The sequence below is a fragment of the uncultured Methanobrevibacter sp. genome, from assembly GCF_902801725.1.
GTDB lineage: Archaea > Methanobacteriota > Methanobacteria > Methanobacteriales > Methanobacteriaceae > Methanocatella.
Genome location: NZ_CADCJB010000015.1, coordinates 1 through 26,269, shown reverse-complemented (window position 1 = coordinate 26,269; position 26,269 = coordinate 1). Strand labels below are relative to the sequence as shown.

At 35.0% G+C, this 26,269-nt stretch carries 22 protein-coding genes and 6 tRNA genes; 14 read left to right on the top strand and 14 right to left on the bottom strand.

The window, feature by feature from the left end; all coding sequences use genetic code 11:
* The first annotated feature begins 1,096 nt into the window (after positions 1-1,096).
* Positions 1,097-1,585, top strand: coding sequence for a hypothetical protein (locus tag QZV68_RS04475; RefSeq protein WP_292742704.1), 489 nt, complete (start codon positions 1,097-1,099; stop codon positions 1,583-1,585).
* Positions 1,586-1,832: 247 nt separating this feature from the next.
* Here QZV68_RS04475 and QZV68_RS04470 read toward each other — a convergent pair whose 3' ends face one another.
* From QZV68_RS04470 to QZV68_RS04455, 4 genes are all read right to left on the bottom strand, one after another.
* Positions 1,833-2,960, bottom strand: coding sequence for a site-specific integrase (locus tag QZV68_RS04470; protein ID WP_292886493.1), 1,128 nt, complete (start codon positions 2,958-2,960; stop codon positions 1,833-1,835).
* 406 nt (positions 2,961-3,366) lie between these two features.
* Positions 3,367-5,211, bottom strand: a complete 1,845-nt coding sequence (locus QZV68_RS04465) for a hypothetical protein (protein ID WP_296878992.1) — start codon at positions 5,209-5,211, stop codon at positions 3,367-3,369.
* Positions 5,212-5,259: 48 nt separating this feature from the next.
* Positions 5,260-6,147, bottom strand: a complete 888-nt coding sequence (gene fhcD / locus QZV68_RS04460) for a formylmethanofuran--tetrahydromethanopterin N-formyltransferase (RefSeq protein WP_296878990.1) — start codon at positions 6,145-6,147, stop codon at positions 5,260-5,262.
* Positions 6,148-6,224: 77 nt separating this feature from the next.
* Positions 6,225-7,289 (bottom strand): UPF0104 family protein, encoded by a 1,065-nt coding sequence (locus QZV68_RS04455; protein ID WP_296878989.1) that lies wholly within the window; start codon positions 7,287-7,289, stop codon positions 6,225-6,227.
* An 80-nt stretch (positions 7,290-7,369) separates the two neighbouring features.
* Here QZV68_RS04455 and QZV68_RS04450 point away from each other — a divergent pair, with 80 nt between their 5' ends.
* Both QZV68_RS04450 and QZV68_RS04445 read left to right on the top strand, forming a co-directional pair.
* Positions 7,370-8,806 (top strand): TrkH family potassium uptake protein, encoded by a 1,437-nt coding sequence (locus QZV68_RS04450; protein ID WP_363136966.1) that lies wholly within the window; start codon positions 7,370-7,372, stop codon positions 8,804-8,806.
* Positions 8,807-8,862: 56 nt separating this feature from the next.
* A complete protein-coding gene (locus tag QZV68_RS04445) occupies positions 8,863-9,513 on the top strand; it encodes a TrkA family potassium uptake protein (protein WP_296878985.1) in 651 nt (216 codons plus the stop codon).
* A gap of 99 nt (positions 9,514-9,612) precedes the next feature.
* On the opposite strand, the gene QZV68_RS04440 is transcribed toward QZV68_RS04445, so the two are convergent.
* The 8 genes from QZV68_RS04440 to QZV68_RS04405 form a co-directional block, all read right to left on the bottom strand.
* Positions 9,613-10,224, bottom strand: a complete 612-nt coding sequence (locus tag QZV68_RS04440; protein WP_296878983.1) for an MBL fold metallo-hydrolase — start codon at positions 10,222-10,224, stop codon at positions 9,613-9,615.
* Positions 10,225-10,284: 60 nt separating this feature from the next.
* Positions 10,285-10,432 (bottom strand) — tRNA-Trp (locus QZV68_RS04435).
* A 54-nt stretch (positions 10,433-10,486) separates the two neighbouring features.
* Positions 10,487-10,894: a Holliday junction resolvase Hjc gene (gene hjc / locus QZV68_RS04430; RefSeq protein WP_296878981.1), complete on the bottom strand. Its 408-nt coding sequence runs from the start codon at positions 10,892-10,894 to the stop codon at positions 10,487-10,489.
* Positions 10,895-11,056: 162 nt separating this feature from the next.
* Positions 11,057-11,132, bottom strand: a tRNA-His gene (locus QZV68_RS04425).
* Between the two features lie 37 nt (positions 11,133-11,169).
* A tRNA-Leu gene (locus QZV68_RS04420) sits at positions 11,170-11,252 on the bottom strand.
* A 57-nt stretch (positions 11,253-11,309) separates the two neighbouring features.
* Positions 11,310-11,384, bottom strand: a tRNA-Glu gene (locus tag QZV68_RS04415).
* 26 nt (positions 11,385-11,410) lie between these two features.
* Positions 11,411-11,484 (bottom strand) — tRNA-Ile (locus QZV68_RS04410).
* Between the two features lie 6 nt (positions 11,485-11,490).
* Positions 11,491-11,563, bottom strand: a tRNA-Asn gene (locus tag QZV68_RS04405).
* Positions 11,564-11,759: 196 nt separating this feature from the next.
* On the opposite strand from QZV68_RS04405, the gene QZV68_RS04400 reads away from it, so the two are divergent.
* The 8 genes from QZV68_RS04400 to QZV68_RS04365 all read left to right on the top strand — a co-directional run bounded on the left by QZV68_RS04400 (position 11,760) and on the right by QZV68_RS04365 (position 20,055).
* Positions 11,760-12,740, top strand: a complete 981-nt coding sequence (locus QZV68_RS04400; protein WP_296878979.1) for a radical SAM protein — start codon at positions 11,760-11,762, stop codon at positions 12,738-12,740.
* A 142-nt stretch (positions 12,741-12,882) separates the two neighbouring features.
* Entirely contained in the window at positions 12,883-14,235 is a 1,353-nt protein-coding gene (gatB, locus tag QZV68_RS04395) for an Asp-tRNA(Asn)/Glu-tRNA(Gln) amidotransferase subunit GatB (protein WP_296878978.1), read from the top strand.
* Between the two features lie 15 nt (positions 14,236-14,250).
* Positions 14,251-15,057 carry a CBS domain-containing protein gene (locus QZV68_RS04390; protein ID WP_296878976.1) on the top strand — a complete coding sequence of 269 codons (807 nt, stop codon included), beginning with the start codon at positions 14,251-14,253 and terminating at the stop codon, positions 15,055-15,057.
* Positions 15,058-15,348: a phosphoribosyl-ATP diphosphatase gene (hisE, locus tag QZV68_RS04385; RefSeq protein ID WP_296878974.1), complete on the top strand. Its 291-nt coding sequence runs from the start codon at positions 15,058-15,060 to the stop codon at positions 15,346-15,348.
* A 69-nt stretch (positions 15,349-15,417) separates the two neighbouring features.
* Positions 15,418-16,185 carry an ABC transporter permease gene (locus tag QZV68_RS04380; protein ID WP_296878972.1) on the top strand — a complete coding sequence of 256 codons (768 nt, stop codon included), beginning with the start codon at positions 15,418-15,420 and terminating at the stop codon, positions 16,183-16,185.
* A gap of 14 nt (positions 16,186-16,199) precedes the next feature.
* A complete protein-coding gene (locus QZV68_RS04375) occupies positions 16,200-17,000 on the top strand; it encodes an ABC transporter ATP-binding protein (protein WP_296878970.1) in 801 nt (266 codons plus the stop codon).
* A 15-nt stretch (positions 17,001-17,015) separates the two neighbouring features.
* Positions 17,016-17,522 (top strand): hypothetical protein, encoded by a 507-nt coding sequence (locus QZV68_RS04370; protein WP_296878968.1) that lies wholly within the window; start codon positions 17,016-17,018, stop codon positions 17,520-17,522.
* Positions 17,523-17,529: 7 nt separating this feature from the next.
* Complete coding sequence (locus QZV68_RS04365; protein WP_296878966.1) at positions 17,530-20,055, top strand: CDP-glycerol glycerophosphotransferase family protein; 2,526 nt, start codon at positions 17,530-17,532, stop codon at positions 20,053-20,055.
* A 42-nt stretch (positions 20,056-20,097) separates the two neighbouring features.
* Here QZV68_RS04365 and larB read toward each other — a convergent pair whose 3' ends face one another.
* Positions 20,098-20,859: a nickel pincer cofactor biosynthesis protein LarB gene (gene larB / locus QZV68_RS04360; RefSeq protein WP_296878964.1), complete on the bottom strand. Its 762-nt coding sequence runs from the start codon at positions 20,857-20,859 to the stop codon at positions 20,098-20,100.
* A 52-nt stretch (positions 20,860-20,911) separates the two neighbouring features.
* On the opposite strand from larB, the gene hypF reads away from it, so the two are divergent.
* A complete protein-coding gene (gene hypF / locus QZV68_RS04355) occupies positions 20,912-23,152 on the top strand; it encodes a carbamoyltransferase HypF (RefSeq protein ID WP_296878962.1) in 2,241 nt (746 codons plus the stop codon).
* A gap of 68 nt (positions 23,153-23,220) precedes the next feature.
* Here hypF and QZV68_RS04350 read toward each other — a convergent pair whose 3' ends face one another.
* The gene (locus QZV68_RS04350; RefSeq protein WP_296878960.1) at positions 23,221-23,796 is read right to left on the bottom strand and encodes an ArsR family transcriptional regulator; all 576 of its coding nucleotides are present in this window, start codon (positions 23,794-23,796) and stop codon (positions 23,221-23,223) included.
* A 244-nt stretch (positions 23,797-24,040) separates the two neighbouring features.
* Here QZV68_RS04350 and QZV68_RS04345 point away from each other — a divergent pair, with 244 nt between their 5' ends.
* Together QZV68_RS04345 and dnaK are read left to right on the top strand one after the other, a co-directional pair.
* A complete protein-coding gene (locus QZV68_RS04345) occupies positions 24,041-24,592 on the top strand; it encodes a nucleotide exchange factor GrpE (protein WP_296878958.1) in 552 nt (183 codons plus the stop codon).
* 43 nt (positions 24,593-24,635) lie between these two features.
* The coding region (gene dnaK / locus QZV68_RS04340; protein WP_296878956.1) for a molecular chaperone DnaK at positions 24,636-26,269 on the top strand (1,634 nt) is incomplete at its 3' end.

The following is a 26,269-nucleotide window of genomic DNA, read 5'->3' as shown; positions in this document are numbered from 1 at the left end:
CTGAAAACTTGTTATGGGCCAGAAGTCTTTTAAAATAAAAATAGTATGTTGTAAAATCAATTTTCCATTCTTTACCGAATATTTAGAATAAGATAAGTTGGCTCTGGTTTAATATGTATAAATATTTATATATTGCTTAAAATAAACTAGATATTGGGTTAAGTTTTGAAAAGTATTAATTTTTAACTATGTTTTTGTGGACATGTCTAATTATTTTTATTTTTCTTACTGACCCATTATAGGATTATATTAAAAATATTTTATAGTTCGTTATCCAAAATAAAATTATTTTTTTATAATCCTTTTATTATGATCTTTTTTTCTCACTGCTTTTTTGATATTTTACCTCCAGATATTTATTTACAGACATTACCAAGGAAAAGTTGTACGAGTGTGAAGTATTGCTCCCACTTCGTAAAATTGCTTTCAGTCAGTAATGACTATTTTAAGGTCTATAATTTTGTGTATATAAACATTTTGTTTGGCATATTTTTAGAAACTGTTTAAATATAACATTGTAATACTTGACTTTAAGCATAGTGTTTTTGAGAATTTGTATAAACAATTCAATATTAAAATTCGACGGGAAAAGTGAAATGTATAAAATCAAAAATTCGAAAACCCAAAAAATCATGGCCATAAAATTTCATCTCAAATTAAAATAAGGAAAATACAAATACAGATGCAGAACATTATTTAAGCTTCTTTAAAGTTTCATTATAGCTATTATTATTTCATAATCATTTAAATAGTTCAACAGCATACCTATCAATCCAACATCATGAATAATTACAATAGCAGTGCAATAATAGCTTAAAAGATAAAATTCACTCGAGTGACAAATAAGACATTAACGACTGCAATTTCCAATTTAAAACTTACTTTTCCATATGCAATTCAAAACAATATTATGGATTCAATAACACCAACGTTAATGTCAATGCAGTCAATTAAACAAAAATAAAAGCATCTCGTTTAATTTATCCCACATGAAATTATTGAAATAATACTTACCAAATGCTCTCTCATTCACTATAAATACGCTCGTTAAAAAAAATAATAATCACCACTCATGAAAACAGGGAGAAGTAAAAAAATGATTAGGAAAAACGACCGAAATTTATTGCAATGGATTTGTGAAAATGTAGTTGACTTCGAAGATGAGAATGATGAATCCGGATTAACCTGGAACAGCACACATGAAGACGCCTTGAAGTTCATGGGAAGCATTCCTCCAAAAGAAAAAGCTCAAAAGTATGGAATATATTCCTGCAGAATGTATTTTATTGAAATAACTGAATTTGATGACATCAAAGAAGGTTTGGAAAAAGGATTCATATCAAGGCACATGAGTCTTGTAATCTATCGCTGGAACAAATCTGTCGGACGTAAAAACTGGGACATGTCAGATGTTGATCAGGTATTGCATCCTGAAATCGGCAGCATTAGAAGTAATAATTTTATTTACAATAACATAAAACATCTGCTTGACATGGGAGTCATGGAATGCATCAACCCCGAAGTTAAAACCGGCAAAATATTTAGATTAACCGAAAAAGGCGAAAGAATACTTGAATCATCATAGCTTACCTGTTACCAACCAACATTAACACCCGCCATCAGCTATCCAAAACCAACAATCCAGAACCAGTTCATATATACTGCAATTTAAAACAAGACATTATTTTCAAAATCACGGCAGTTAATGTAAAAACCAGTTGATTAAAATAAAAGAAAAAAAGTAGCTATTAGTTATATCAACATTAAAATTAAAATAAATGAATGTTTGGTAGGAGCATCTCACAAGTAAGATGCCACCACATTCATCATTCTTATTTTCCAACTTTTGCTTTGAGACCTTCCAGTTCTCTTTTCATTTCTCTAACATCATCCATCTCTTTTCTAATGTCAACAAGTTCTGATTCAAGCTTATTCTTTTCATTCTCCATTTGCATAAACTCAGGAGATTTGATGGACAGCTTTTCAACTTCCTTATTTATAGTTACAGCATGGAGATGCTTGATGTATTCATATTTCAAATCTTCAGGATTTGTCATGAAATAAGACTGATCGGTTTTGTTTTTAGCCTTTCCCTGCAAGTCATTTACATCATCCAGACTCATGCCGTCATTGTAAAGTGCAGATGCATGGAACTTACGGAGCATATGGCTTCTAAGCCTGTTGAAATATCCAACTTTGCCAAAACCCAATCCATCATTGATAGCAACAAACATTTCCGAAAGATAAGTTGAATTAATCTTAAAAAGAGATTTGTCATTAGTTAAAGGATCATTCCTGCTTAACAAATATGAATTTATCGCATTAACAGCTTCAGGACTGCAGTAGGTAGTGTAATGTTTATCAGTTTTTTGTCTTCTGATATTGAATGTAGGAACTACATTTTCTGCGTTGCCCAAATCCTCAATGATTTCATAGATATCTTTCTTATCTGTATAGTCACTTAAGGCCTTAATATAATCTCCGATTGTTAAATTAAGTACTTCTCTTTTAGCACAACCACTTGAAACCATAAAGCAAATGACAGCAGACATTAAAGGACTGGCAACACTTAGTGCTTTCCTTAACAGTTCTTTGTCCGGCAAATCACTGAATCTTATAGGTTCTGAAGTAGTGACATTCTTTTTGTTGACTGGAGGCAATGGGAACAGTTCAATCTCAAAATATTTGTATATTGTTAAAATAGGTCTTAAAAGAGTGTTGACTGTATTCAATGCATAGTTTTCCAACAAGTGTTGTCTGAATGTTAACAATCTTCTTTTTAATTTTCTTTTTTTCCATTTGATGCCTGCATCTTCTTCAGCTTCTGCTTCTTTCAACAGTTCTTCCAAAGACATTGAACAAAAAGTAGTGTATTTGTTTACAGCATCCTTGTATACTTCTCGTGTCCGTTTCGCATGATTTCGCATCATGTGTATTTCATCTAAAAGTTCGTTATCCATACTATCACTTTCTACAAAATATATAATATATTTTCATAGAGAGCATTTGATAAGTATTATTTACAAGAAGTGTAAGATATTTTCAATACCTCCATATCTATCGGATGCATAATATCCCACACATTTATAGTGTCGGATATTTTCGATTACTGCATGTCAGTCGGATGCATAATATCCCACACTTTTTAAGTGTCGGATATTTTTTGTAACTCCATATCAATCGGATGCAAATAATCACCTTTAAATTAAAATATAATCATCCGACCTAAATATAATTATCTTAACATTCACGAAAAAATACACAAATAGACTATTGAGACTTGAAAACCTAAAAAAATACTTAAAAAAAAACTTAGCCGACAAAGAAATAGCAGGAATAAAAAAAAGAATTAGAGATATGGAATCTCTATTTATTAATAACTATTTTACTTACTTTTGAAATGTAGTAGTTGTAATTTGCAGAATATATGTATACCCTGTGATTTCCGGCACTCAATACCTTAGTGTTAAGCTTTGCCACCCCATTATTGAGCTTTAATGAATAAGTCCTATATTTAGATCCTGTAGCTATCTTCAATTTAATTGAAATAGCATTGAGAGGAGCATTTGTAGCTCTATTTTTAATGGTTACAGTAAACCATTTAGAATTATTGACACTTGCTGTAACAATCGGAGCATTTACAGAAGTAAGAACCTTATATTTATTTATTTTGCCGAAATTATGGTATCCAAGGATTTTTTTACTTGGAGTGCTCGGAAGGCTGTTCTTGCTAAAGAACTTGTCCTTGAAATAAATGTTGTCCTTAAGGTAAGCTGTGCCTGCACCTACCGCATTCCCATTGTCATTTGCAGCATATACCTTAACCCAGGATGTTGTAGAACCTTCCTTGGTTGTTGCTTTCCAATAGAATACTGTGACATCTCTCCTGTTTACACCATAAGGGTCACTGGCTAAAATCTTAACGGCTGCACCAATAGGATTGCCACCAAAACTTTTCCAGTTACCTTCACGGAAGCAGTCCCTTGAATTAGGAACAGAAATATATTGACCCGGATTAAGCTTTCCTGTTTTGAATCCTCCAGTCCAAACCAAAGCATATTTACCATTAGGTGCCTTAATAGCAAAGTGCCCTATGCTAAATCCTAAGGAACTAATCAAACTTCTGATTTTTCGTAGTTTAGAACTTTGAATAGATTTTGATTTTACCATTTCACCTGCAAGTTTTTCAATATCCCTATTGACATTAGGACCATCTGCCCCACCAGTAGCTAGCATCCATCCGTCAGCAGTTGTGACTGAATGGAAAGAATAACCTCCATTAGTCTTGTATTGTTTAACTGCGACACGACCATACCAGTTAACGGACTTGATGTGAATGTCTGCGGAATAAGTAGAATCCCTTCTGAATCCTGTCAAACTTTCTGAAGAGCTTACCTGAAGATAAATTGAACAGCATCCCATTTCAGCAGTAGGTTTGACTTTCAGAGTAGCTTTGCTTTTGGAACTGTCGATTACAACCTGCTTCTTTTGCTTTGCATCACTGACAAAAACATGGACAGCATAAGTTCCTACACGCAAATTCTTATTAAGATATGCAATACCTTTTCCGTTAGTGGTTGCATAATACTGTCCGTATAATTTTTTGCCTGAATAAACCTTGAATAAAACTTTAATTCCACTTACAGGCTTTTTAGTAACCTTGTTTAATACTTTAGCTTTGAAATATAAATCAGATTTCCAATATGTGTTAAAGTTATTAGTTTGTATTGACAATGGGGCTTTAAAAACTTTAATCACTGCATTATAATAGCTTGATGAATAATTTGCATCCCCATCGAATTTGATATTTGCATCATATCTGTTTGGCTTGAGGTTTAAATTTAAAACTATTTTACCGACCTTATCGGTAGTCTTGGAATAAGTCTTGCCGTTCAAAGATATTGTTAAATTCTTATTTTTTATTGGCTTGTTGTCATTATCCTTTAAATAACCGATTAATTGGCCATTTTCCTTATAGTACATTGAAGGATTATTGGAAGTGATTGATGTATTTTTCAGAGCCGCCTGCTCGTTTGACTGAATCTCATAAGTATTGCTTGCTATATCAGGAACAACGTCATCGCTTTCAATATCCTGTTGAACATCAGCAATATCAGTCACATTTTCAGAAGCGGAAACAATACCTATACCTAAAAAAAGAACCGATAAAAGCAAAAAAGCGATGAGGTTGCCTTTAAAATTAAATTTCATGTTTTCAAACCAAATAAAATAAAAAAAAAGAAAAGAGAGTTAATCTCTCTAGAATAAGTCGTGTAAGTTCATGATGTAAGATCCTAATTTACCATCGAAGTTACCTGCTGAAATTTCAAGTACTCCGTCAACAGCACAAGCTGCTTGAATACCAGCTTTCATAGCTGCTTTTACAGATTCTTCATCAATACCATCAATAACAATTTCGAATACACCGTCAGCATCAGCTCTAATGTCAGAGTCAACTTCATCTTTTAAAGTTACACACATTTTTTCGTTAGTAGATGCAGGTAAGAAAGAATATTTGTTGGATCCTACTTTGGAACCAGATGCAACCATACCTCCAGGGAATGGGGTGATTACGCCTTCAACATTTTCAATTGCTGCAACAGCTAATTGAGCTGCTTTAACACCAGTAATTTGGTCTTTTGCTAAAATGAAGAAGTTTCCACCAGCTACTCCATCTTTGAATCCGAATGTTGATTCAACTAAGAAGTCACCGGACATGATTGGAATTGAATGTACGGTTTTGCCAGCGATTTCAAGGTCTTTTTCAAATCCGTCACCGAAGTATTTGAGTTTGAAACCGGTTTTTAATACATCTTCAGATTCGAGTAAGTTAAATGCTGCTGCAGTAGGAGCAGTTAAAATACACATACCGATTCTTTCCATTAATTCATGGTCGAGTGATTTTTTGCTAGCGTGACAAATCATAATTGCGTAACCTGGTCTTCCGTCAGGAGTTTCTTCAGCAGGTACAAAACAGTCAATACCTGATTCTGCAGGACATCCGATAACAGAAGTTGCATAACCGGTTGCTTCGGTTGCTGCAATTTTTGCTAATTCTTGATTTGCTGCAGTAACTAAAATTCTAGTTACTTTAATTCCAAAACCTTCTGCGTAAGTATTTTTAATATCTACATCATTAATTTGCATAGTTTCACCATAATTTTTACAAAAAATTAATTTTTTGTGATAATTAAATTTATGATTATGAATTAAAATAAAGTTTTCTATTTATCGTCCAGGTCTTCTTCAAGATTCTTTTCCAGCTCTTCAGAAGAAGATGAAGATGAAATTTTATCCATTGCTGAAGATCCATAATACGGTAAAATCAAAAGACCTATGATTGTAGCCATCCAAAATGAAATCAACCTTTCAACAACAGTTGCCGCAGCACTTACAGAAGCTGAAATACCTGCTGCTGAGTAGAAAACAATCATAATACCGTCAATAGCACCCAAACCTCCAGGAAGAAGAGGAATCATACCCACCAATGAAGCAACAATAAATACTTCACCTATTGTGATAAGGCTCACGTTAGCTCCGAATGCCAGAAATACAAGATAAACCCTAAGAATTTCAAAAAGCCAAATTACAAAGGACAACGGAATAGTGTAAGACATCACTTTTTTATTGGATATCAACAGTTTCATTGTATCCTGGAATCCGAAGATTCCATCATGTATTTTAGATTCCAGTTCCTCTGAATTTTTCTTATAGAATCTCCTTACAAGACCAATAATCCATCCTTCAACCCTTTGACCAAATCCAGGATTGATACACATGTAGATAAGGACTATCAAAACAACAACAATAACGATAACCGCCACAACCATTACAATAAGCAACCATAAATCAAAATCAAAATACAAAGCCATTGCCGCTATGGTAATAGCTGCCAGCACGACAAATGGAAATGTATCCAATGCCCTATCAGCTACGACAGTCGCAAAGGTTTCTTCAAACTGATAGTTCTTACGTTTAGCAAGAACATATGCCCTTACAGGTTCTCCACCACCACGTCCAGAAGGGGTGATGTTATTTACTGCAAGACCTACCAAAACCATCGGAAGCAATTCTTTGATTGAAACATCCATTTCCGTTAGATTATTGAGAATTTGCCAACGCAAAGTGTATAAAAAATAAGTAAAAACTTGAGTAGCAATAGCCAACACTATTATAAGTGGATTAGCCATTTTTAAAGCACTGATAACCTGATCAATACCTACAAACCATAGCATTACAAGCAAAATAGCTACACTAAATATTAATAACAATACTGTTTTTTTATCCATGATAACTACCACTACTTATTTATATTATACTATTTCATCATACTTATAAATTTATATAGAAATTTATTCAAAGTATTAGAATAATGAGGTATATAACTAAAACTGATTTACTAATTGTTGCAAGAGATTCAGGATACCTGATGATTGCAATCGGAATAATGTGTTTAATACCCTTGATTTTTGATTTGATTTATTTTGAATTTGACATAATCAGTTTTGTAATACCTGCAATAATTTCAATCGTTTTGGGCTATGCCTTTAAAAAATACTTTGAAAATGCGACTGCCAAAAAAATGCGGCTAAAGCACGGTATGATGATTTCATCATTTGCATGGTTATGGGCTAGCCTTATCGGAGGGCTTGTTTTCACATTAGCCACAAATCTGCCTATTCTTGACGGCGTTTTTGAAAGCATGTCTGCATTGACAGGCAGCGGAATAACAATGTATGAAAATGTGGAAATATTGCCTCACAGTATCTTATTTTTTAGAGCTTTAGAACAATGGGTTGGAGGTTTAGGAGTTGTTGTTATGGTTATCGGCATCTTAACAAAACCAGGATCTGTTTCATCAAAACTTTACCAATCAGAAGCTCGTGATGAAAGAATAAAACCAAGTATCAAAGCAACCCTTAAAAAAACCCTTGAGATTTATCTGATATATACTATTGCCGGAATAATCCTGTATATCCTTGCGGGAATGCCTATGTTCGATTCCATCTGTAACGCATTTTCAATAATATCCACAGGAGGAATGAATGTGAAAAATGCAAATATGGGATACTACCAGAGTGATATTATTTACCTCATTTCAGACATACTGATGATTTTGGGAGCTACAAGTTTTTTAGTCCATTACAAAGTTATAAAAACCAAAGGAAAATCATTAATTTACGATTTGCAATTTAAAGTAATGATTTGCGTGATTGCCATTGTTACTGTGGTGCTTTACTACCTCTCAAACATTATGCCGATGGACCTTCTCTTCACCATAGTTTCTGCAATTACAACAACTGGAGCAAATGTTGCACCCCCTACAGCAATGGCCAACTGGCCACCGTTTGTAATAATCTGTTTAATGTGCCTGATGCTGACTGGAGGTTCAAGTGGATCCACAGTAGGTGCAATAAAACTTTTAAGAATGATAACCTACTTTAAGGGAATCTACAGACATATTCGAGAAATCATGTCTCCTGAAGGAAGGATTTTACCAATCAAAATCAACGGCCAGAGAATACCTGAAAAAGCAGTTTCACAGGCAGGGAATTTCATTACATTATACCTGATGTTCATCATGTTTACCTGGGGACTTTTCTGCCTATTCGGATATGACCCATTCAGAAGCCTGTTTGCAATTATGTCCCTTCAGGGAAACAATGGATTGGAATTGGGAATAGTCAATTATACATTACACCCTGTGCTAAAATTTGTTAGTTTATTTAATATGTGGACTGGAAGATTGGAAATTTATCCAGTATTGATTACATTAAGGGCACTTTTCGAAATTTTCAAAAGATAATATTTATAATGTCCAAAAATAAATATTGATTATCAGATATATTATGAGGCGATATAATGTATGTAATCATTATGGGTGGAGGTCGAGTAGGACTTGCACTTGCTAATTTATTAATTGAAGACGGATATGACATTACATTAATTGAAAGTGATGAATCACTATGTTCAGAAGTTGCAGCCGAACTGGATGCACTAGTAATTTGTGGAAACGGTACCAATTCCAAGTTGCTTGAGGAAAGTAATATTGAAGATGCTGATTTCTTCATTGCGACAACAGGAAATGATGAAGCAAACCTATTGTCATGCATTTTGGTTAGAAAATACAATGTCCCTAACATTATTGCCCGTGTAAGTAATCCGGACCACGAAGAGGCATTTAAAGAAGTTGGCATTGACCAAGTAATCAGCCCTGAAATTACTGCTGCAGGCTATTTACAGAAAATCGTTACAAGGCCTAATGTGGCTGAACTGATAACACTTGGAGAAGGGGACGCCGAAATTCTTGATATGACCATAACCAATGACAAAATTATTGGAAAACGTTTCAAAGACATATCTCCAACTAAAGAATACATTATTATTGCCACATACCAAAAAGGAAACCTTGTTATACCTCAACCAGACAATATCATAAGTCGTGGGGAAAAGGTTTCAGTGCTTGTAAAAAGAGGAAACTTCAAAAAAGTCTCTAAAAAATTAGAAAAATAAAATAATCATGTGAACTTTCCAAAAAGGATTGTTCACAACCCTATGATTATATAAACATGCTTTAATCAGAAAAGACTTCAACTTACAGAAGTTGAAACTTTAAAATAAGGAATAAGACAATTTAATATGTTCTTTTCCATTATTTTCCACTATAGGACCATGACCCGGATAGATGTTTTTAACATCGAGATTCATTAATTTTCCAATGCTGTTTTTCATATCCTGATAATCTCCGCCGATGTCGATTCTGCCGACTCCTCCGCCGGCAAATATTGTATCTCCAGAGATTAAGTTCTCACCATCCCATAAACAAATCCCGCCTTTGGTATGGCCAGGAGTGTGAATTACCTCAAAATTGGCAATATCATCACCATCTTCCAGTTCAATATCCACCCTCGAATTTCCATCTTCTCCGAAAGCAGACATGGAAGTGCCCAAGGTATCCTTATTCCTGATGGAAACTGCATCTGCCTTATGGACTGCAATTTTAGCATCAGGGAACAGATAATTGCCACCTATATGGTCAAAGTGGCAGTGCGTATTAATAACCAATCCAATATCTTCAGGCTCCACACCATTTTCCCGGAGTTTGGAGAACAAATAATCCTTATTTGCACCAGCGCCAGTATCTACCAAAGTATTGCCATTAATTAAATAACAATTTGAATCATAATTAAAACCTAAAATAAAAATTATATCATTGGAACTCATGAAAGATACTATTGTCAATAAAGTAATTAAAATTTTTGAAAAAAAGCTTAATGTAAAAAATGGGGTCACAGGGATTTGAACCCCGATCCTGGGATTTCTCTTGCCTCAGTACTCCAATTGTTCATCACAACGGATACTGTTCAGTTACGCGTATATTTCTTCAAAGACAACTGGAGTCCCAGATGATGCCAGGTTACACCATAACCCCACATAACATACTATAATAAATATATTTTAATAATATATAAACATTACCATTTATCTAAAATTTCATTTGTTTGTCAATTCCGGCTATTTCATCAATTTCAAAACCTTTTTCAAGCGCATAATCCTTTTCGACCTTATAATTTCCGTTACGGGTGCGAGGAGTATTTTCAGGTTCTAAAAATAACCATTTTGTATACTTGAATCGTACCCCAATATAAGGCTTTGCACCGAATATTTTAGAAAATTCGCATAGTGCCTCAATCTGAGGAGAATCAATATAAACTTTATCTTTGGTGGTTGTTTTAACTTCAATAGCCAAATATAATTTTCCATTGCCTGCAATAACATCCGGCAACGGATTTTTAGTTGCCCCTCCGGATGCAGGAGCCCTCATAGCTGCAAAATTCCTCTCCCAAAGTTTATGCACCAAATCCCTTTCTTCAGCTGAACCTTTTTTAGCCATGATTACACCTTTATCCATTAGTTTGTCAAAGAATGTTGAACTAGATAAAAAAATTAATTAAAATTTGTAATTATCATTTATTATTTTTACAACATTAATATTTAAATCTCATCAAAGAGCATTTGAAAAGTAATATAATCAGAAAAAATAAGTTTTATAAAATGGGGCCGGAGCCGAGATTCGAACCCGAGTCCCGGGATCCACAGTCCCGGAGGATGACCACCTACCCTACCCCGGCATAGATTACAATTAAAATATAAAAAATATGTTAAAAATGCGGGAGCAGGGATTTGAACCCTGGTAGACCTGCGTCAACAGGTCCTAAGCCTGTCCCCTTTGGCCTCTCGGGCACCCCCGCTTATATAAAAACAAAGGATACATAGAAACCATTAAAAATCTTAACAAATTTTTTAAATGCTCCGGCCGGGATTCGAACCCGAGTCTTCGGCTCGAAAGGCCGAAATGATTGGCCGGACTACACCACCGGAGCATACATACATACAAATTTAGTTAACATGGGCCCAATGGGGTTCGAACCCATGGCCTTCCGGTTATGAGCCGGACGCTCTACCTGGCTAAGCTATGGGCCCTCAAAGCGCCATCGACAGGGCTCGAACCTGTGACCAATCGGTTAACAGCCGAACGCTCTACCTACTGAGCTACGATGGCATATAATAACCCATCTACTCAACCAAATAAAACCCATGTTTAAAAATCAAAAGACTTTAAACAGTAATAATAACTATTATTTGCATAGTATATAAATCTTTTGGTTTTTCTTAACTTTATTGGAAAAAACAAAATAATTTTACAATAATAACATTAGACAAACTAATATATAAACTTTAAGAATCAATATAAAAATATGGATTCTAACATATTTGATTTAATAAAAAAAGCTAATGAAACAACATTAAAGCATCATGGAAACCTAATAACACTTGAACGAGCTGTATTTCTATCATGGTGGTGTGATAAAGGAGATTGTGCTTTTTGTTATATGTCAACACAAAAAGATAAAATCAAAGATCCGAAAAAAGCCAGACGAAACATCAGCAACATTTATGCTGAAGCGGAAATGTGCAAACGACTTGACTGGAATATCGAATTTTTATCTGGAGGATATGAATCATTTTCCACACAGGAAATTAAAGAAATTGCAACCACAATAAAAAGCATTACAGGGGATGGAGTTTGGCTAAATACAGGAATTACAGATGAACTTAATGAATACGGTTCAGAAATCAAAGGCATAACCGGCGCTGTAGAAGTGGCCAATCCCAAAATCCATGAAAATGTTTGCCCAAGTAAAAAGTTAGACGATATAAGCAATATGTTAGATGTGGCAGGAAATCTTGGGTTTAAAAAAGCAATAACAATCATATTGGGACTTGGCGAAACTTTGGATGATGTGGACTATGTAATTGACTACATAAAAGATCACAAAATCGACAGAGTAATATTTTACTCATTGAATCCCCACAAGGAAACCGTTTATGCGAATTCATCACAGCCAGCATCACTCTATTATGCTCAGGTTGTTGCCAAAGTCAGATTAGCTTTCCCCGATATCGAAATAATCTGCGGAACATGGATTGACAATCTTGCAAATATAGGAATACTGATATTGAGCGGGGCCAATGGCATAACCAAATTCCCATTATTCAAAATGTTTGCAACAAAATATGGTAAACGAGTTGAAGAAGAAGTGAAATGGGCTGGACGGGAACTTAAGGGAACATTTACCGATAAAAACAAATTAGGTCCCGAAAAAAGTGAAGTTTCACCAGATTTGGACAAATTCATTAAAAGATATGTCAAAGAATCATTGAAAAACAAATATTGATTTGGACCACATCACCAAAACCATTGCCAAAAAATACCTTATTTTAATAATCTTTATAAATCTAATCTAATAAATATAGATATAATATAAATTATTAAAAAATTATCCTTATGGAGGAATTATTATTAGTGACGATGTTGATATGATGTGTGGACTTGAAATCCACGTACAATTAGAAACCGAATCAAAATTATTCTGTGATTGTCCTACCAATTATCAGGACGCGCCGATAAATTCAAACATCTGCCCAATCTGTTTGAACCAACCAGGTGCAAAACCACACCCAACAAATGAAAAGGCATTGGAAAATGCATTGATGATAGCTTTAATGCTTAACTGTGAAATTGACCAAGATGTTATTTACTTCATGAGAAAACATTATGACTACCCGGATTTGCCTTCAGGTTATCAGAGAACATCAGTTCCAATCGGAATCAACGGGGAACTGAACGGAATCAGGATAAGAGAAATTCACGCTGAAGAGGATCCAGGTCAATTCAAACCTGATAGAGGAACTGTCAACTTCAACCGTTCAGGAATTCCATTGGTTGAAATTGTTACTGAACCGGACATAAAATCTCCAGAAGAAGCAAGAAACTTTTTAAAAGAATTAATTCGTGTTTTACAGTACAGTGGAGGAGCCCGTGGAGAAGGTACCATGAGGGCTGACGTAAACATTTCTATCAACGGAGGAAACAGAGTAGAAATGAAAAACGTGAACTCTATCAAGGGTGCGTACAAAGCATTGAAATTTGAACTTATAAGACAAAAAAACCTTATGAAAAGAGGAGTTGAAGTAAAACAGGAAACACGTGCATACCTTGAATCCCAAATGATTACCGTGGGAATGAGGATGAAAGAAGATGCAGACGATTACAGATTCATTACCGATCCTGATTTGCCTCCAATGAAAATCAGTGATGAAACCATCCAACACATTTTAGACACAATGCCTGAAGCGCCACACAACAAAGTGAAAAGATTTGTTGAGGAATACGGCATTGACGAGGAATCTGCAAAGGTTTTAACATCAGAACTCGATTTGGCTATTGCATATGAGGAAGTTGTAAAGGAAATTGATTCCAAATTTGCTGCTAAAGTAATGAGAGATGAACTTAAAAGAGTATTGTCCTATAACAAATTGGACTTTGCAGATAGTGGAATTGGCGTTGATGATTTAGTTGAATTCTTAAAAATGCTTCAGGATAAGGAAATTACCGCAAAAGCAGGTCATAAAATCATTGAACAAATGCCGAACAATGACAAATCTCCAAAAGAGATTGCTGAAGAATTAGGATTGCTTGGTGTTGTAAAAGATGATGAAGTATTAGCTGCAGTAAAACAAGCTATTGAAGAAAATCCTAAAGCAGTTGATGATTATTTAGGTGGTCAAAAAGCTTCCCTTAACTTCTTAGTAGGTCAAGTAATGAGATTAACTCGTGGGAAAGCTGACCCTGGTGAAACAGTTAAATTACTAAAAGAAAATATTGAATAAAGGGGATGAGAAAAAATGGCAGGAAAAAAATCTTATGTAAAAGATTATATGACAAAAAATGTTATTAATGTTACTCCGGAAACAAAAACCGAAGAAGTTATCAGCCTAATGAAAGAAAGTCGTCACAATAGTTATCCCGTTGTTAAAAACGGAAAATTAGTAGGTATGATAACTGCATTTGACATCATATCAAAGGAATGGGGAGAAACCGTTAAGGAATTGATGACCAAAAAGTTGGTAGTTGCAAACCAAGATTTGACCATCAATGATGCTTCAAGAGTAATGTTTAGAAGAGGAATTTCAAGAATGCCTGTTGTAGACGGACATGGAGCGTTAGTTGGAATCATTACAAACACAGATATGGTAAGGTCACACATTGAAAGATCAACACCTAACAAAGTGGAATACTTCAAAAAGACCATGGAACAGTTATACGGAATTAAAACTACATTAAAACATATGCCTGTTGAAACCAACAAATTGAGACCTACACAGGACAAAGTCTATGCAGATGAACTTGAAGGAAGAGCTTATGAATTAGAAAAAGGATTAGCAGAACCTGCTATTGTCGTTAAAACTGGAGACCGCTGGATTTTAGTAGATGGTCACCACAGGGCAGTAGCATCAAAGCAAAAAGGTTATGAAACTGTAGATTCATATGTTGTTGACCTAGGTCAGGACATCAAGTTAGGTATGGAAAAAACCGCTGACAAAGCTGGAATTAGAACATTTAATGATATTGAAATCATTGACGATGACAAACATCCATTAATTGCACTTACTGAAAGTATGCAAGACCAAGCATCTCAGGATGATGATTAAATGGATAATGACAGGATAATTCGTGAAGTATATGAAGTTTTAGAGTCAAGAAGAGACAATCCAATTGATTCATATACATCAAATATCATGCAGGACAGCGATAAAAAAGCCGAAGACAAGATACTTGAAAAAATAGCTGAAGAGGCCGGAGAGGTATTGCTTGCTGCCAAAAATGATGAAAACTTGGTATACGAATCTGTAGATTTGATTTTTCATACTCTTTTGATTTTAGTCTACAAGGGTGTGGAAATCGATGAGGTCTTCGAGGAATTTTCCCGAAGAAGAAAATAGGTTAATAAATATAAATATTATATTTACATAATTATATTATTAAAAAATCGAAGGAATATTGGTTAAAAAATGTTTGATACAGTAGCTGAAAAAAAATTTTTATTAAAACAATTAGTTAAAAAGGATTTAACTGCAAAATACAAGGATTCAGTATTAGGAATTCTCTGGAGTTTCTTCAATCCTCTTTTAATAATGTTAGTATTTACTGCAATCTTTTCAATGTTATTTGGTAGATCAATTGAAAATTACCCCGTCTACTTTTTATCCGGAAGATTGATTTATGATTTTTATAACTCCGCAACAAAAGGAGCCATGAGATCTATAAAAAGAAACGCTAGCCTTTTGAAAAAGATTTATGTGCCAAAATACATGTTTTCAGTTAGCGCAGTATGTTACGAATTCGTTAACTTTTTAATATCCTTTGTAATCCTATTCGGAGTTATGCTAATAACCGGAGCAAAATTCCATATGACAAGCATATATGCAATCATACCAATATTCTTGTTAGTGATATTGATTTTTGGAGTAGGATTAATCCTTGCAGTATGCAATACATACTTTTCAGATGTGGGATACCTCTACAACGTGTTCACATTAATTTTAATGTATGCATCAGCATTGTTCTATCCAATAGAAATCGTGCCGGGTACAGTACAGAAAATCTTTTCATTGAATCCTATATATTCCGCAATCACATGCTTTAGAGAAGCTGTTGTTTATGGAGTTGTGCCGAATTTCAATACGCTAGCCTATCTGGCAGCATTCGCATTCACAGTATTTTTCGTAGGTATTTTACTATTTAACATTTACGATAAAAAATTAGCATTAGAAATTTAAAAAGGGTAATATTTATGAGTATATTTAGTAGATTTCGAAAGAAAGAAAAAGATTCCACACCTACCATGGACAAGGAAGTTGCAATTGAAGTAACTGACCTTGTAATGGAATTTAAAATTACAAAAGACAAAATTGATACCCTTAAAGAATATGTTATCAGAACATTAAAACGAAACAAAAAGGAAAAGCAAAAGATTAGAATTCTTGATGGAATTACATTTAAAGTTCACAAAGGCGAAAGAATGGGTGTCCTTGGTTTTAATGGAGCTGGTAAAAGTACACTTTTAAGAATAATATCCGGAATTTATGAGCCTACAGAAGGTAGCGTTAAAATCAACGGAAAAGTTGCGCCATTGCTTGCCATAAGTGCAGGTTTTGATAAAAACTATACCGGAAAAAACAACATTTTCCTGAATGGGGCATACCTAAGTATGGAAGAGAATTACCTTAAAGAAAAATACGATGAGATTGTTGAATTTTCAGAACTTGGAGAATTCATCAACTACCCCGTAAAAAATTATTCAAAAGGTATGCAATCAAAACTTGGTTTTTCAGTAGCAACCGCAATAAAACCTGATATCCTAATACTTGATGAAGTGTTGGGAGTCGGAGATATCAAATTTAAAAGAAAAAGTTCCGCAAAAATTAAATCCATGATGAAAGATGGAGTAACTGTTCTTCTTGTTTCCCATTCCATAGGACAGATAAAAAAGATCTGCGACAGATGCATTTGGATTGAAGACGGGAAAATTGTCATGGAAGGCGAAGCGAAAGAAGTTTGCGAAGCTTATGTAAAAAGCAGTAAAAAGAAATAAAAAAAGGGTTTGAAAATGGATAAAAGATGGGCATTAATTATAATAATACTTGTTGTAGGAGTTGGGTCCATGTACTATATAGTGGACAATTCAAATACCGTAGGAAGTGCAATTGCTACATTCAGTAAAACTACAATTACAATACCTGACGGTTTCGCAGTCAGCGGCTCCGAATCATATTCAGTAGAGCTATACAATAAAAAGAATACTGAAAAAATTGAAATCCTGGATTTCGAAAAAAGAAGAGATATTAAAAACATTTTAGGCAATATGAGTGCGGCGTTCCAAGAGCAAGATGATTACGATAATATCACAAATAAAACTGTAAAAATCAATAAAGTGACCGTCTACCAGTCAATGCTAAAGTCGGACAACGACACATTAATCATTTCATGTTTCTATAAAGATCATCGCGCTTATTGTATACTTATGAATGGATATAAAAGCATGAAGAAAGTGAATGAAGATTTGGACTTCATAATTGAAACAATGCATCCAGACTATAAGCAATCACAAGATTAATAGAGGAATGAAGTTGAGTGAATTTAAATTTTCTGTAATATTGTTGTCAAACAATTCAAATGAAGGAATTGAAAAAACACTCACCTCCCTAATTAATCAAACATTACATTTTAATGACAATATTGAAGTCATAATCATAGATGATGCATTAAGCAAAACTCAAAAGACCTGCAATGAGTATATTGACAAATATCCAAACAATATACAACATGTTACCGCAACATCACCAAATATATGCAATGACTGGCTTGAAAATGTAAGTGGAGAGTATATTCTTTTTATAAAAGCAAATGATTATCTTTCCGAAGAAACATTTGAAAAATCCCTAAAGTTTATTGAAAATAATCCCAACATCACCACACTAGTATTGCCTGCATACTACTATAAAAACGGAAAACTGGAAAGATACCTGAATTATGAAATTAAAAGTTCAAGAGTCTTCGATTTGTATGAAAATCCCGAACAGGCACAACTTCTAGGTCTTTCAACCATTATTAAAAGAGAATATGCCGACAATCTGCAATTTTTAAATGGATATGCTGAGTTCAACACTATTCTCAATGAAATTACAATAAATCATCCTCAAATGGGAATTTGCAAGGATGGAGGACTGTACATTGAAAATATAGAAGAGAAGATTCTTCCAACTGAAGACTTCATCATCGACAATGATACATATTCAAAATTCATTGACGAGAATCTTAACAGAATAATAGAAAAAAGCAGAGCCAAATTCGGGGAAGTAGCTAAATTTGTGCAGTTTGAATTGGTGAACCAGCTGAAATGGCTTTCGACAATTGAAGCATCAAATGATGAAATAGACCTATCCGAATTAAAAAACCCTGTAAATCAAATTGACGACGACATAATCCTAAACAACATCCTAATTGAAAACGATACTAAGATATTTTTATTCTTAATGAAATATGGCGAAATTCCTGAGGAATTAAAGGACAAATTGAGTCTTAATACCGTATTTGTCGATGTTTATGACATTATAAATAATGAATTGAATATACTGGCCAGCATAACGAATGTTTCACCCCGACCCCTTGACTTACTGGTTAACGGTGAAAAAATAAACACTGAAATAAAAGAATTTCCCCAATATGACAGGTATAGCTTGGGGCACAAATATGCATCAAATTATTCAATTGAAGCACATATCCCCTTATCGACCGACAGAAGATATGAACTTGGATATGAATCAGAAAACAAAAAATTGGACATTGATTTTTCAAGGCCGTGCAACTTCTCAAGAAGTGTAGGCTATGCCAAAACCAGACATTTCATAAGCATATTGAAAAACAACAGCATCCATATAAAAAAGAAGACAACACTTAACTGGATTAAGGAAGAAGCAAAAGCATTAGTGAATCTTGTTAAAACACGCAATCCAAGCGCTTACAAGGCAATTCCATTTAGAATGCTTTACATGGCCGGGTATCCAATTTTTAGAAATAAAAGAATATGGTTTTACATGGACCGTCCTACAGAATCCGATGACAACGGACTTCATCTATTCAAATATTCAGTCAAACAAAATGAGGATATCGAAAAATACTTTGTTTTGGATTCCAAAAGCGAAGATTATGCAGAAATTGAAAAGATTGGAAAAATCATACCCTACAAATCCATCAAACACAGATTCATGGGATTGTATGTGGAAAACATCATTTCATCACATCCGGATAATGAAATAGTTTATCCTTTCTGGGGAGGCTATCCATTTTTTGCAGGACTTCCAAAATCAAATAACATATTTTTACAGCATGGAATCCTTAAAGACAATATTTCCGACTGGTTAAACAAAAAGAACATGAATATATGCTTCTTTTTGGTAAGCTCAAAGAGAGAATATGATTCAACTTTCAAATTCCCTTATAATTATGGAAAGGGCGTAGTTCAGCTGCGGGGCCTGCCAAGATATGACAATCTGAAAAATGTTGAGGACAAACATGAAATCATAATCATGCCATCCTGGAGAAGGTATCTAACCAGGAAATCAAATGAATATATCGAAGAAACCGAATATTTCAAAAGATTCAATAGCCTGATAAATAATGAAAGACTAATCGAAAAAGCGCGCGAATATGGATATGATATTATTTTCAGGCCGCATCCAAACGTTTATAATTTCATTAATCTGTTTGATGAAAACGATTATGTTAAAATCGACTATGAAAAAACCAAGTTTCAGACATTATTCAACAACGGATCACTGCTTATTACTGATTATTCATCCGTAGCTTTTGATTTTGCATACTTGTATAAGCCTGTTATCTACTACCAGTACGGAGAGGATTACCATTTCAATCTTGAAGAGAGCTACTTTGACTATGAAACAATGGGAATGGGAGAAGTGTGTAAAGATGAAGATGAACTTGTTGACATAATAATATACTACATCGAAAATCAGTGCAAAATAAAAGATAAATATTCCAAAAGAATCGATGACTTTTTCTTATTCAACGACAAAAACAACTGTAAAAGAGTTCATGAAGCAATAAAAAGACTTCCTCTTAAGGATTAGCTTCACATCCCCTTCAAAACCTCAAATTTTTATATAACTCCTTTAATCAGAGTTCACTATTGTAAGAGCGAATACACCCGCCCCAAATCCGTTGTCGATATTTACAACAGCTATGCCCGGAGCGCATGACTGGAGCATTGCATCAAGAGCAACCCTTCCTCCTTCTCCAACGCCATATCCGATGGAAGTGGGAACACCAATGACCGGAACATCAACCAGTCCAGCAACAACTGAAGGAAGTGCACCTTCCATTCCTGCACAGACGATGAATGCACGAACGCCCTCCTTAACCATATGAGCAATCTGTGGAAACAGCCTGTGAATTCCTGCAACGCCTATGTCATAAGAAGTAATAGCTTCACATCCTCCTTCCTCAACAATCACTTTAGCTTCTTCAGCAACAGCGATGTCTGAAGTTCCAGCAGTGATAATACCTATTTTTGCAATTGGCTCTTTTTTTGCGACTTCCTTTCTGATAACTAAAATTTTGGCCCTCTTGTTATAGTCAAAAATAAGTGAATCATTCCCCAGGTCATTTAGAATCCTTTCATATCTTTCATTAGACAACCTTGTTATAATCAAATCATCGCTACTTTTTTGGAGAAACTTCCTTATTATTAAAATCAAATCATCATAATCCTTGCTTTGCGCAAAAATGGCTTCCGGAAATCCTGTACGATTATCCCTTTTAATGTCAAACTTGGCGACATCATCAAACTCCAAAATAGCATCTGCCTTCAGAAGATTTTCTGCCTCGCCAATATCAATTTCCCCTTCAACCAATCTTTCAAGAATATCTTTCATAGTATTACTTAGGATAAAATTTTATATAAAATTTAACTTAAATAATATATCTATGAAAGCTCAAAAGGTTTTGACACAGGGAATAGTCCAGGGTGTGGGATTCCGGCCATACGTATATAGGCTGGCATCTGACTTGAATCTTAATGGATATGTCAGAAATCTTGGAAATGTTGTCGAAATCATTATTGAGGGCGAAAATACAACTGATTTTATTGAAAGACTTCCGAAGGAATTGCCCCCAATAGCCAAAATCGATTTTATGGATGTTGAAGAAATCGAAGCTGAAAACTATGATTCGTTTGAAATAATCGAAAGCGGCGATTCATATTCCGGAGTAAGCGTTATTCCACCAGACATTGCAATATGCGACAAATGCCTAGAGGAAATAAGAAATCCTAAGGACAGACGCTACAAATATGCATTCAATGCATGCACCGACTGTGGTCCGAGGTTTACTGTAATCGAAAGCGTGCCCTATGATAGGATTAGAACTTCAATGGAGGAATTTCCCCTATGTGAAAATTGTCTTGTGGAATATAAGCAGCCTCTTGACAGACGTTACCACGGCGAAGCAATATGCTGCAGTGACTGCGGGCCCCAAATGGCAATATATGAAGGGTCAGACAAATTGAATGTTGAAAATCCCATTAAAAAAGGGGCGGAGATTCTTGAAGAGGGAAAAATTTTAGCCATCAAGGGAATCGGAGGAACACATCTGGTCGTGGATGCATATAACGATAAGGCAATAAGGGAACTGAGAAACCGCCTTAACCGTCCGAATCAGGCTTTTGCAGTCATGAGCAAAGATTTAAAATCCGTTCAAAATTATGCTCAACTGTCCGAAAAGGAAATCAGCACAATAACTTCCAACAAAAGGCCAATTGTGATTTTAAAGAAAAAAGACAATTATCCGTTTCCAGAAAGCCTATCTCCCGGACTTCACAACATTGGAGTGATGCTTCCATACTCTCCGATGCATTATCTGCTTTTTGATGAAGGAGATATTGACACATATGTCATGACATCAGCAAATATTCCTGGAGAACCTATGATGATTGAAAACAGCGAAATCATCAACGGAGTCAATGACTACTCATTAGTCCATAACCGCAGAATCCTAAACAGATGCGATGATTCCGTAATCAGATTCAGGAATAATGAGCTGTCATTCATTAGAAGATCACGGGGATACACACCAGAACCTTATACAATCAAATATGATGTCAATGACCTTGACGTTTTATCATTAGGTCCTGAACTTGACGTTACCTTTTCAATTGCCCGTGGAGACAGGGCATATCCGTCACAGCACATCGGAAATACAAACAAGCCTAAAACATTGGAATTTCTGAAAAATGCCATTGAAAATATGGAAAGGATTACAAAAATCAACGATTTTGACGTAATTGCATGCGACATGCACCCCCACTTCTTCACAACAAGGCTCGCACATGAATTGGGGGAGAGACACGGTGCAAAAGTGTTGCCGGTTCAGCATCATCATGCACATGCAGTTGCACTTGCAAACGACCATGGAATTGATGAGATGATTGCAATCACTGCTGATGGAGTAGGTTATGGAAGTGACGGCACAAGCTGGGGAGGAGAAATTCTCTACACCGACATCAATACCTTTGAACGGTTAGGCCATCTTGAGCCCCAATTAATGCCTGGAGGAGATGTTGCAACCAGATATCCTGCAAGAATGCTTACAAGCATCCTGAAAGATGAAGATTTAATCAGCAATTACATTGATTACTTCAAATATGGCGAAATCGAAATCAGAAATATCTTTAAGCAGATTGATGCTGGAATCAATGTCGGCAAAACAACCAGTACCGGAAGGGTTCTTGATTCAATGGCAGTGGCTCTTGAAATCTGTCATGAGCGAACATATGAGGGAGAATGTTCCATGAAGCTTGAATCTGCGGCATATTATGCCACCAAGGAACTGGACATTCCTGTGATAATCGAAAACAATATGCTGAATACAACTGAAATCCTAAGGGAAGTCGTAAGACTATATCAAAATGGAGAAAAAAAGGCTGATGTTGCATCAGCAGGCCAAAAAGCAGTTGCAAAAGGACTTGGTGAACTTGCCATAGATGCGGCAACCAGAAAGAATGTGGCTGACATCGGTGCAACCGGAGGAGTTCTATACAACGAAGCCATAAGCCAAACCATTAAAAATTACATTGAAAATAACGATTGCAGGTTCATTCAGCATTTAAACACCTGTGCCGGAGACGGATCCGTTTCACTGGGCCAGGCTATTGTCGCTAAAAAAATATAATAACGCTAAAAAAAAGTAAAAAAGAAATGTTTGAAGTTAATTCAAACAGTCAATGACCAACAACGAAGTCATCTTCTTCTCAAAGTTCTCTCAAGAATATACTCGGCCCTGTCCAAAAGGTTGCCGTATAATCTTATCTGATTTTTCAATTCATCAATAGCTTCAAGCTGTCCGTCATCGATTCTTCTTTCAATATCCAATAATTTAGACCATTCGTCCCCTGATGGAAGTTGTAACGTATTGAGAATCTCATCTGAAAAATTAACATCGAAACTATTGCGGTTAATAGTAATGTGGATGTTAACTTCATTCTGTAAATCATAGTATTTACGAGGACGCCCTCTTAAAATCTTTTTATAAGAAGAATTTAGGATACCTATATCTTCCATAGCACGCAAATGAGCTATAATCGCTTTTTGACCGATGTCCAGCTCATTTGAAATTTCACTAACAAACATAGGTTCTTCCCTTAAAAGATTTATAATGTCTCTTCTAGTCTTACAACCTAATACATCAAGGATATCTTCTTCGTCAATCTCTCCGAGGTCATCATTGTAATGTCCTCTAATTTCTATATGACCTCTAGGAGAATTGTCGTTTTTGCGATAGTTATTATTTTTCTCAATGTCGTTTGTGTTAGTCATAATTATACTATTATATCGAAACCTTTATATAACTTTTTGTTACTATAATATAGTAAGAGAAAGATAACTTTTTGTTACTTTAATATTTGGTTCAAAAAAACTTAAAGTAATAACTCTTGTTTGATGAACCATTTTCCTATATGTCCATAAATTCCCAAAACCAATATTAAAGAACTTAAAGAATACTATTCTCGATGGAGAGTTATTACAAAAGTTTTTCAAAAAACAAGAAAAGGGTGCACGTATGACTGATGAAAATAAAGGCGAAACTGAAGTTGAAACTCAAGATAATCAAGAAAGTTACGATGAACTTCTTGAAGAGTTAGCTCTCAAAGACGAAGAACTGACCAAACTCAAGGAAGATCTTGAAAAACAAGAAAATGAAACTCAAGAATACATCGCTTTATCCCAAAGACTTCAAGCAGATTTCGAAAATTTCAAAAAAATAACTGAAAAGCAGAATAAGGAAATTATCAAATTCGCTAATGAGGACATCATAAAAGAATTCATTGATTGTTATGAAGATTTCGGCAGAGCTTTAGAAATTGAAAATGAAAATGACTTAAAAGAAGGAGTAGAACTCATTTACAACAAATTTAAAGATATCTTGACAAAAGAAGGCGTTGAAGAAATACCTGCAAAAGGCGAAAAATTTGACCTGAACAAGCATGAGGCGCTTATGGTTCAAGAATCCGATGATGTTGAAAACGGATATGTTATAGATGAACTGATGAAAGGATACATGTATAAAGACAAAGTCCTCAAATACTCCAAAGTTATAGTTTGCAAAAAATAAATCAAGTTTATTATATTATTAAATAAAAAAATAGGTGATAATTATGTCTGACGCTAAAAAAGAAAAAATTATTGGTATCGATTTAGGAACAAGTAATTCAGCTGCATCTGTACTTGTAGGAGGTAAACCAACCCCAATTCCTTCCGCTGAAGGAGCAAGTCAATACGGTAAATCCTTCCCAAGTTATGTTGCATTTACTGATGACGGTCAAATGTTAGTCGGTGAACCTGCTAGAAGACAAGCAGTTACCAACCCTGAAAACACCATCAGTGCAATTAAAAGAAGTATGGGTACTGACCACAAAGTAACTGTAAACGGAAAACAATATTCCCCACAGGAAATTTCCGCATTCATCTTGCAAAAAATCAAAAAAGATGCTGAAACTTTCTTAGGAGAACCTATTGAAAAAGCAGTAATTACCGTACCAGCATACTTTGACGACAACCAAAGGACTGCAACCAAAGATGCAGGAACCATTGCAGGATTAGATGTTGTAAGACTCGTAAACGAACCAACCGCTGCAAGCCTCGCATACGGTCTTGACAAAGCAGAAGAAGATGACATGAACATTATGGTATACGATTTAGGTGGAGGTACCTTAGACGTAACCATCATGGAATTCGGTGGAGGAGTATTTGAAGTAAGATCCACCAGCGGGGACACCCAACTCGGGGGTACCGATATGGATAACGTATTAATCAAATACTTAGCTGATGAATTCAAAGCTAAAGAAGGAATTGACTTAATGGACAACGACCAAGCAGTACAAAGATTAAGAGAAGCTGCTGAAAAAGCAAAAATCGAATTGTCCACCACCACAACTACCGAAGTAAACTTACCATTCATTGCAATGGGAGCTGACGGAAGCCCTAAAAACTTAATCATTTCACTTACAAGAGCTAAATTAGAAGAGCTCGTTGATTCAATTGTTGAAAAATCTGGTAAACCAATGCAACAAGCATTAGATGATGCAAAAATGAGTAAATCTGAAATTGATAAAATCATCTTAGTTGGTGGACCTACCAGAATGCCAATCGTACAGCAATTTGTTGAAAAATTCATAGGAAAACCAGTTGAACGTGGTATTGACCCAATGGAATGTGTATCCATGGGTGCTGCTATTCAAGGAGGAGTATTAGCTGGAGAAATTAAAGACATCGTTCTTTTAGATGTAACTCCATTATCATTAGGTATTGAAACCTTAGGTGGAGTATCCACTACATTAATTGAAAGAAACACTACTATTCCTACCAAGAAAAGCCAAATATTCTCCACAGCTGCAGACAACCAACCTTCTGTAGACATTAACGTATTGCAAGGGGAAAGAAAAATGGCTGCTGACAACACTTCACTTGGACGTTTCCAACTTGTAGGAATCCCACCTGCACCAAGAGGTGTTCCACAAATTGAAGTAACATTCGATATTGACGCAAACGGTATTATCAATGTAACTGCTAAAGATAAAGGAACCGGTAAAGAACAAGCAATTACCATTACTTCCTCAACAAAATTATCCGATGAAGAAATCGAACAAAAAGTCAAAGAAGCAGAAATGAATGCTGAAGCAGACGCTAAAAGACAAGAAGAAATCGAAATCAGAAACAATGCAGACTCATTAATTTACACTTCAGAAAAAACCTTAGATGAACTCAAAGATCAAGTATCTGAAGATGAAAA

Bases quoted from the DNA above. Each gene is read 5' to 3' on its own strand.
- QZV68_RS04350 (WP_296878960.1), bottom strand. From the start codon at position 23,796: ATGACTAACACAAACGACATTGAGAAAAATAATAACTATCGCAAAAAC.
- QZV68_RS04400 (WP_296878979.1), top strand. From the start codon at position 11,760: ATGGATTCTAACATATTTGATTTAATAAAAAAAGCTAATGAAACAACA.
- QZV68_RS04375 (WP_296878970.1), top strand. From the start codon at position 16,200: ATGAGTATATTTAGTAGATTTCGAAAGAAAGAAAAAGATTCCACACCT.
- QZV68_RS04465 (WP_296878992.1), bottom strand. From the start codon at position 5,211: ATGAAATTTAATTTTAAAGGCAACCTCATCGCTTTTTTGCTTTTATCG.
- QZV68_RS04365 (WP_296878966.1), top strand. From the start codon at position 17,530: ATGAAGTTGAGTGAATTTAAATTTTCTGTAATATTGTTGTCAAACAAT.
- QZV68_RS04440 (WP_296878983.1), bottom strand. From the start codon at position 10,224: ATGAGTTCCAATGATATAATTTTTATTTTAGGTTTTAATTATGATTCA.
- QZV68_RS04345 (WP_296878958.1), top strand. From the start codon at position 24,041: ATGACTGATGAAAATAAAGGCGAAACTGAAGTTGAAACTCAAGATAAT.
- QZV68_RS04455 (WP_296878989.1), bottom strand. From the start codon at position 7,289: ATGGATAAAAAAACAGTATTGTTATTAATATTTAGTGTAGCTATTTTG.
- QZV68_RS04390 (WP_296878976.1), top strand. From the start codon at position 14,251: ATGGCAGGAAAAAAATCTTATGTAAAAGATTATATGACAAAAAATGTT.
- hisE (WP_296878974.1), top strand. From the start codon at position 15,058: ATGGATAATGACAGGATAATTCGTGAAGTATATGAAGTTTTAGAGTCA.
- QZV68_RS04475 (WP_292742704.1), top strand. From the start codon at position 1,097: ATGATTAGGAAAAACGACCGAAATTTATTGCAATGGATTTGTGAAAAT.
- hypF (WP_296878962.1), top strand. From the start codon at position 20,912: ATGAAAGCTCAAAAGGTTTTGACACAGGGAATAGTCCAGGGTGTGGGA.
- hjc (WP_296878981.1), bottom strand. From the start codon at position 10,894: ATGGCTAAAAAAGGTTCAGCTGAAGAAAGGGATTTGGTGCATAAACTT.
- gatB (WP_296878978.1), top strand. From the start codon at position 12,883: ATGATGTGTGGACTTGAAATCCACGTACAATTAGAAACCGAATCAAAA.
- QZV68_RS04470 (WP_292886493.1), bottom strand. From the start codon at position 2,960: ATGGATAACGAACTTTTAGATGAAATACACATGATGCGAAATCATGCG.
- larB (WP_296878964.1), bottom strand. From the start codon at position 20,859: ATGAAAGATATTCTTGAAAGATTGGTTGAAGGGGAAATTGATATTGGC.
- QZV68_RS04380 (WP_296878972.1), top strand. From the start codon at position 15,418: ATGTTTGATACAGTAGCTGAAAAAAAATTTTTATTAAAACAATTAGTT.
- QZV68_RS04445 (WP_296878985.1), top strand. From the start codon at position 8,863: ATGTATGTAATCATTATGGGTGGAGGTCGAGTAGGACTTGCACTTGCT.
- fhcD (WP_296878990.1), bottom strand. From the start codon at position 6,147: ATGCAAATTAATGATGTAGATATTAAAAATACTTACGCAGAAGGTTTT.
- QZV68_RS04370 (WP_296878968.1), top strand. From the start codon at position 17,016: ATGGATAAAAGATGGGCATTAATTATAATAATACTTGTTGTAGGAGTT.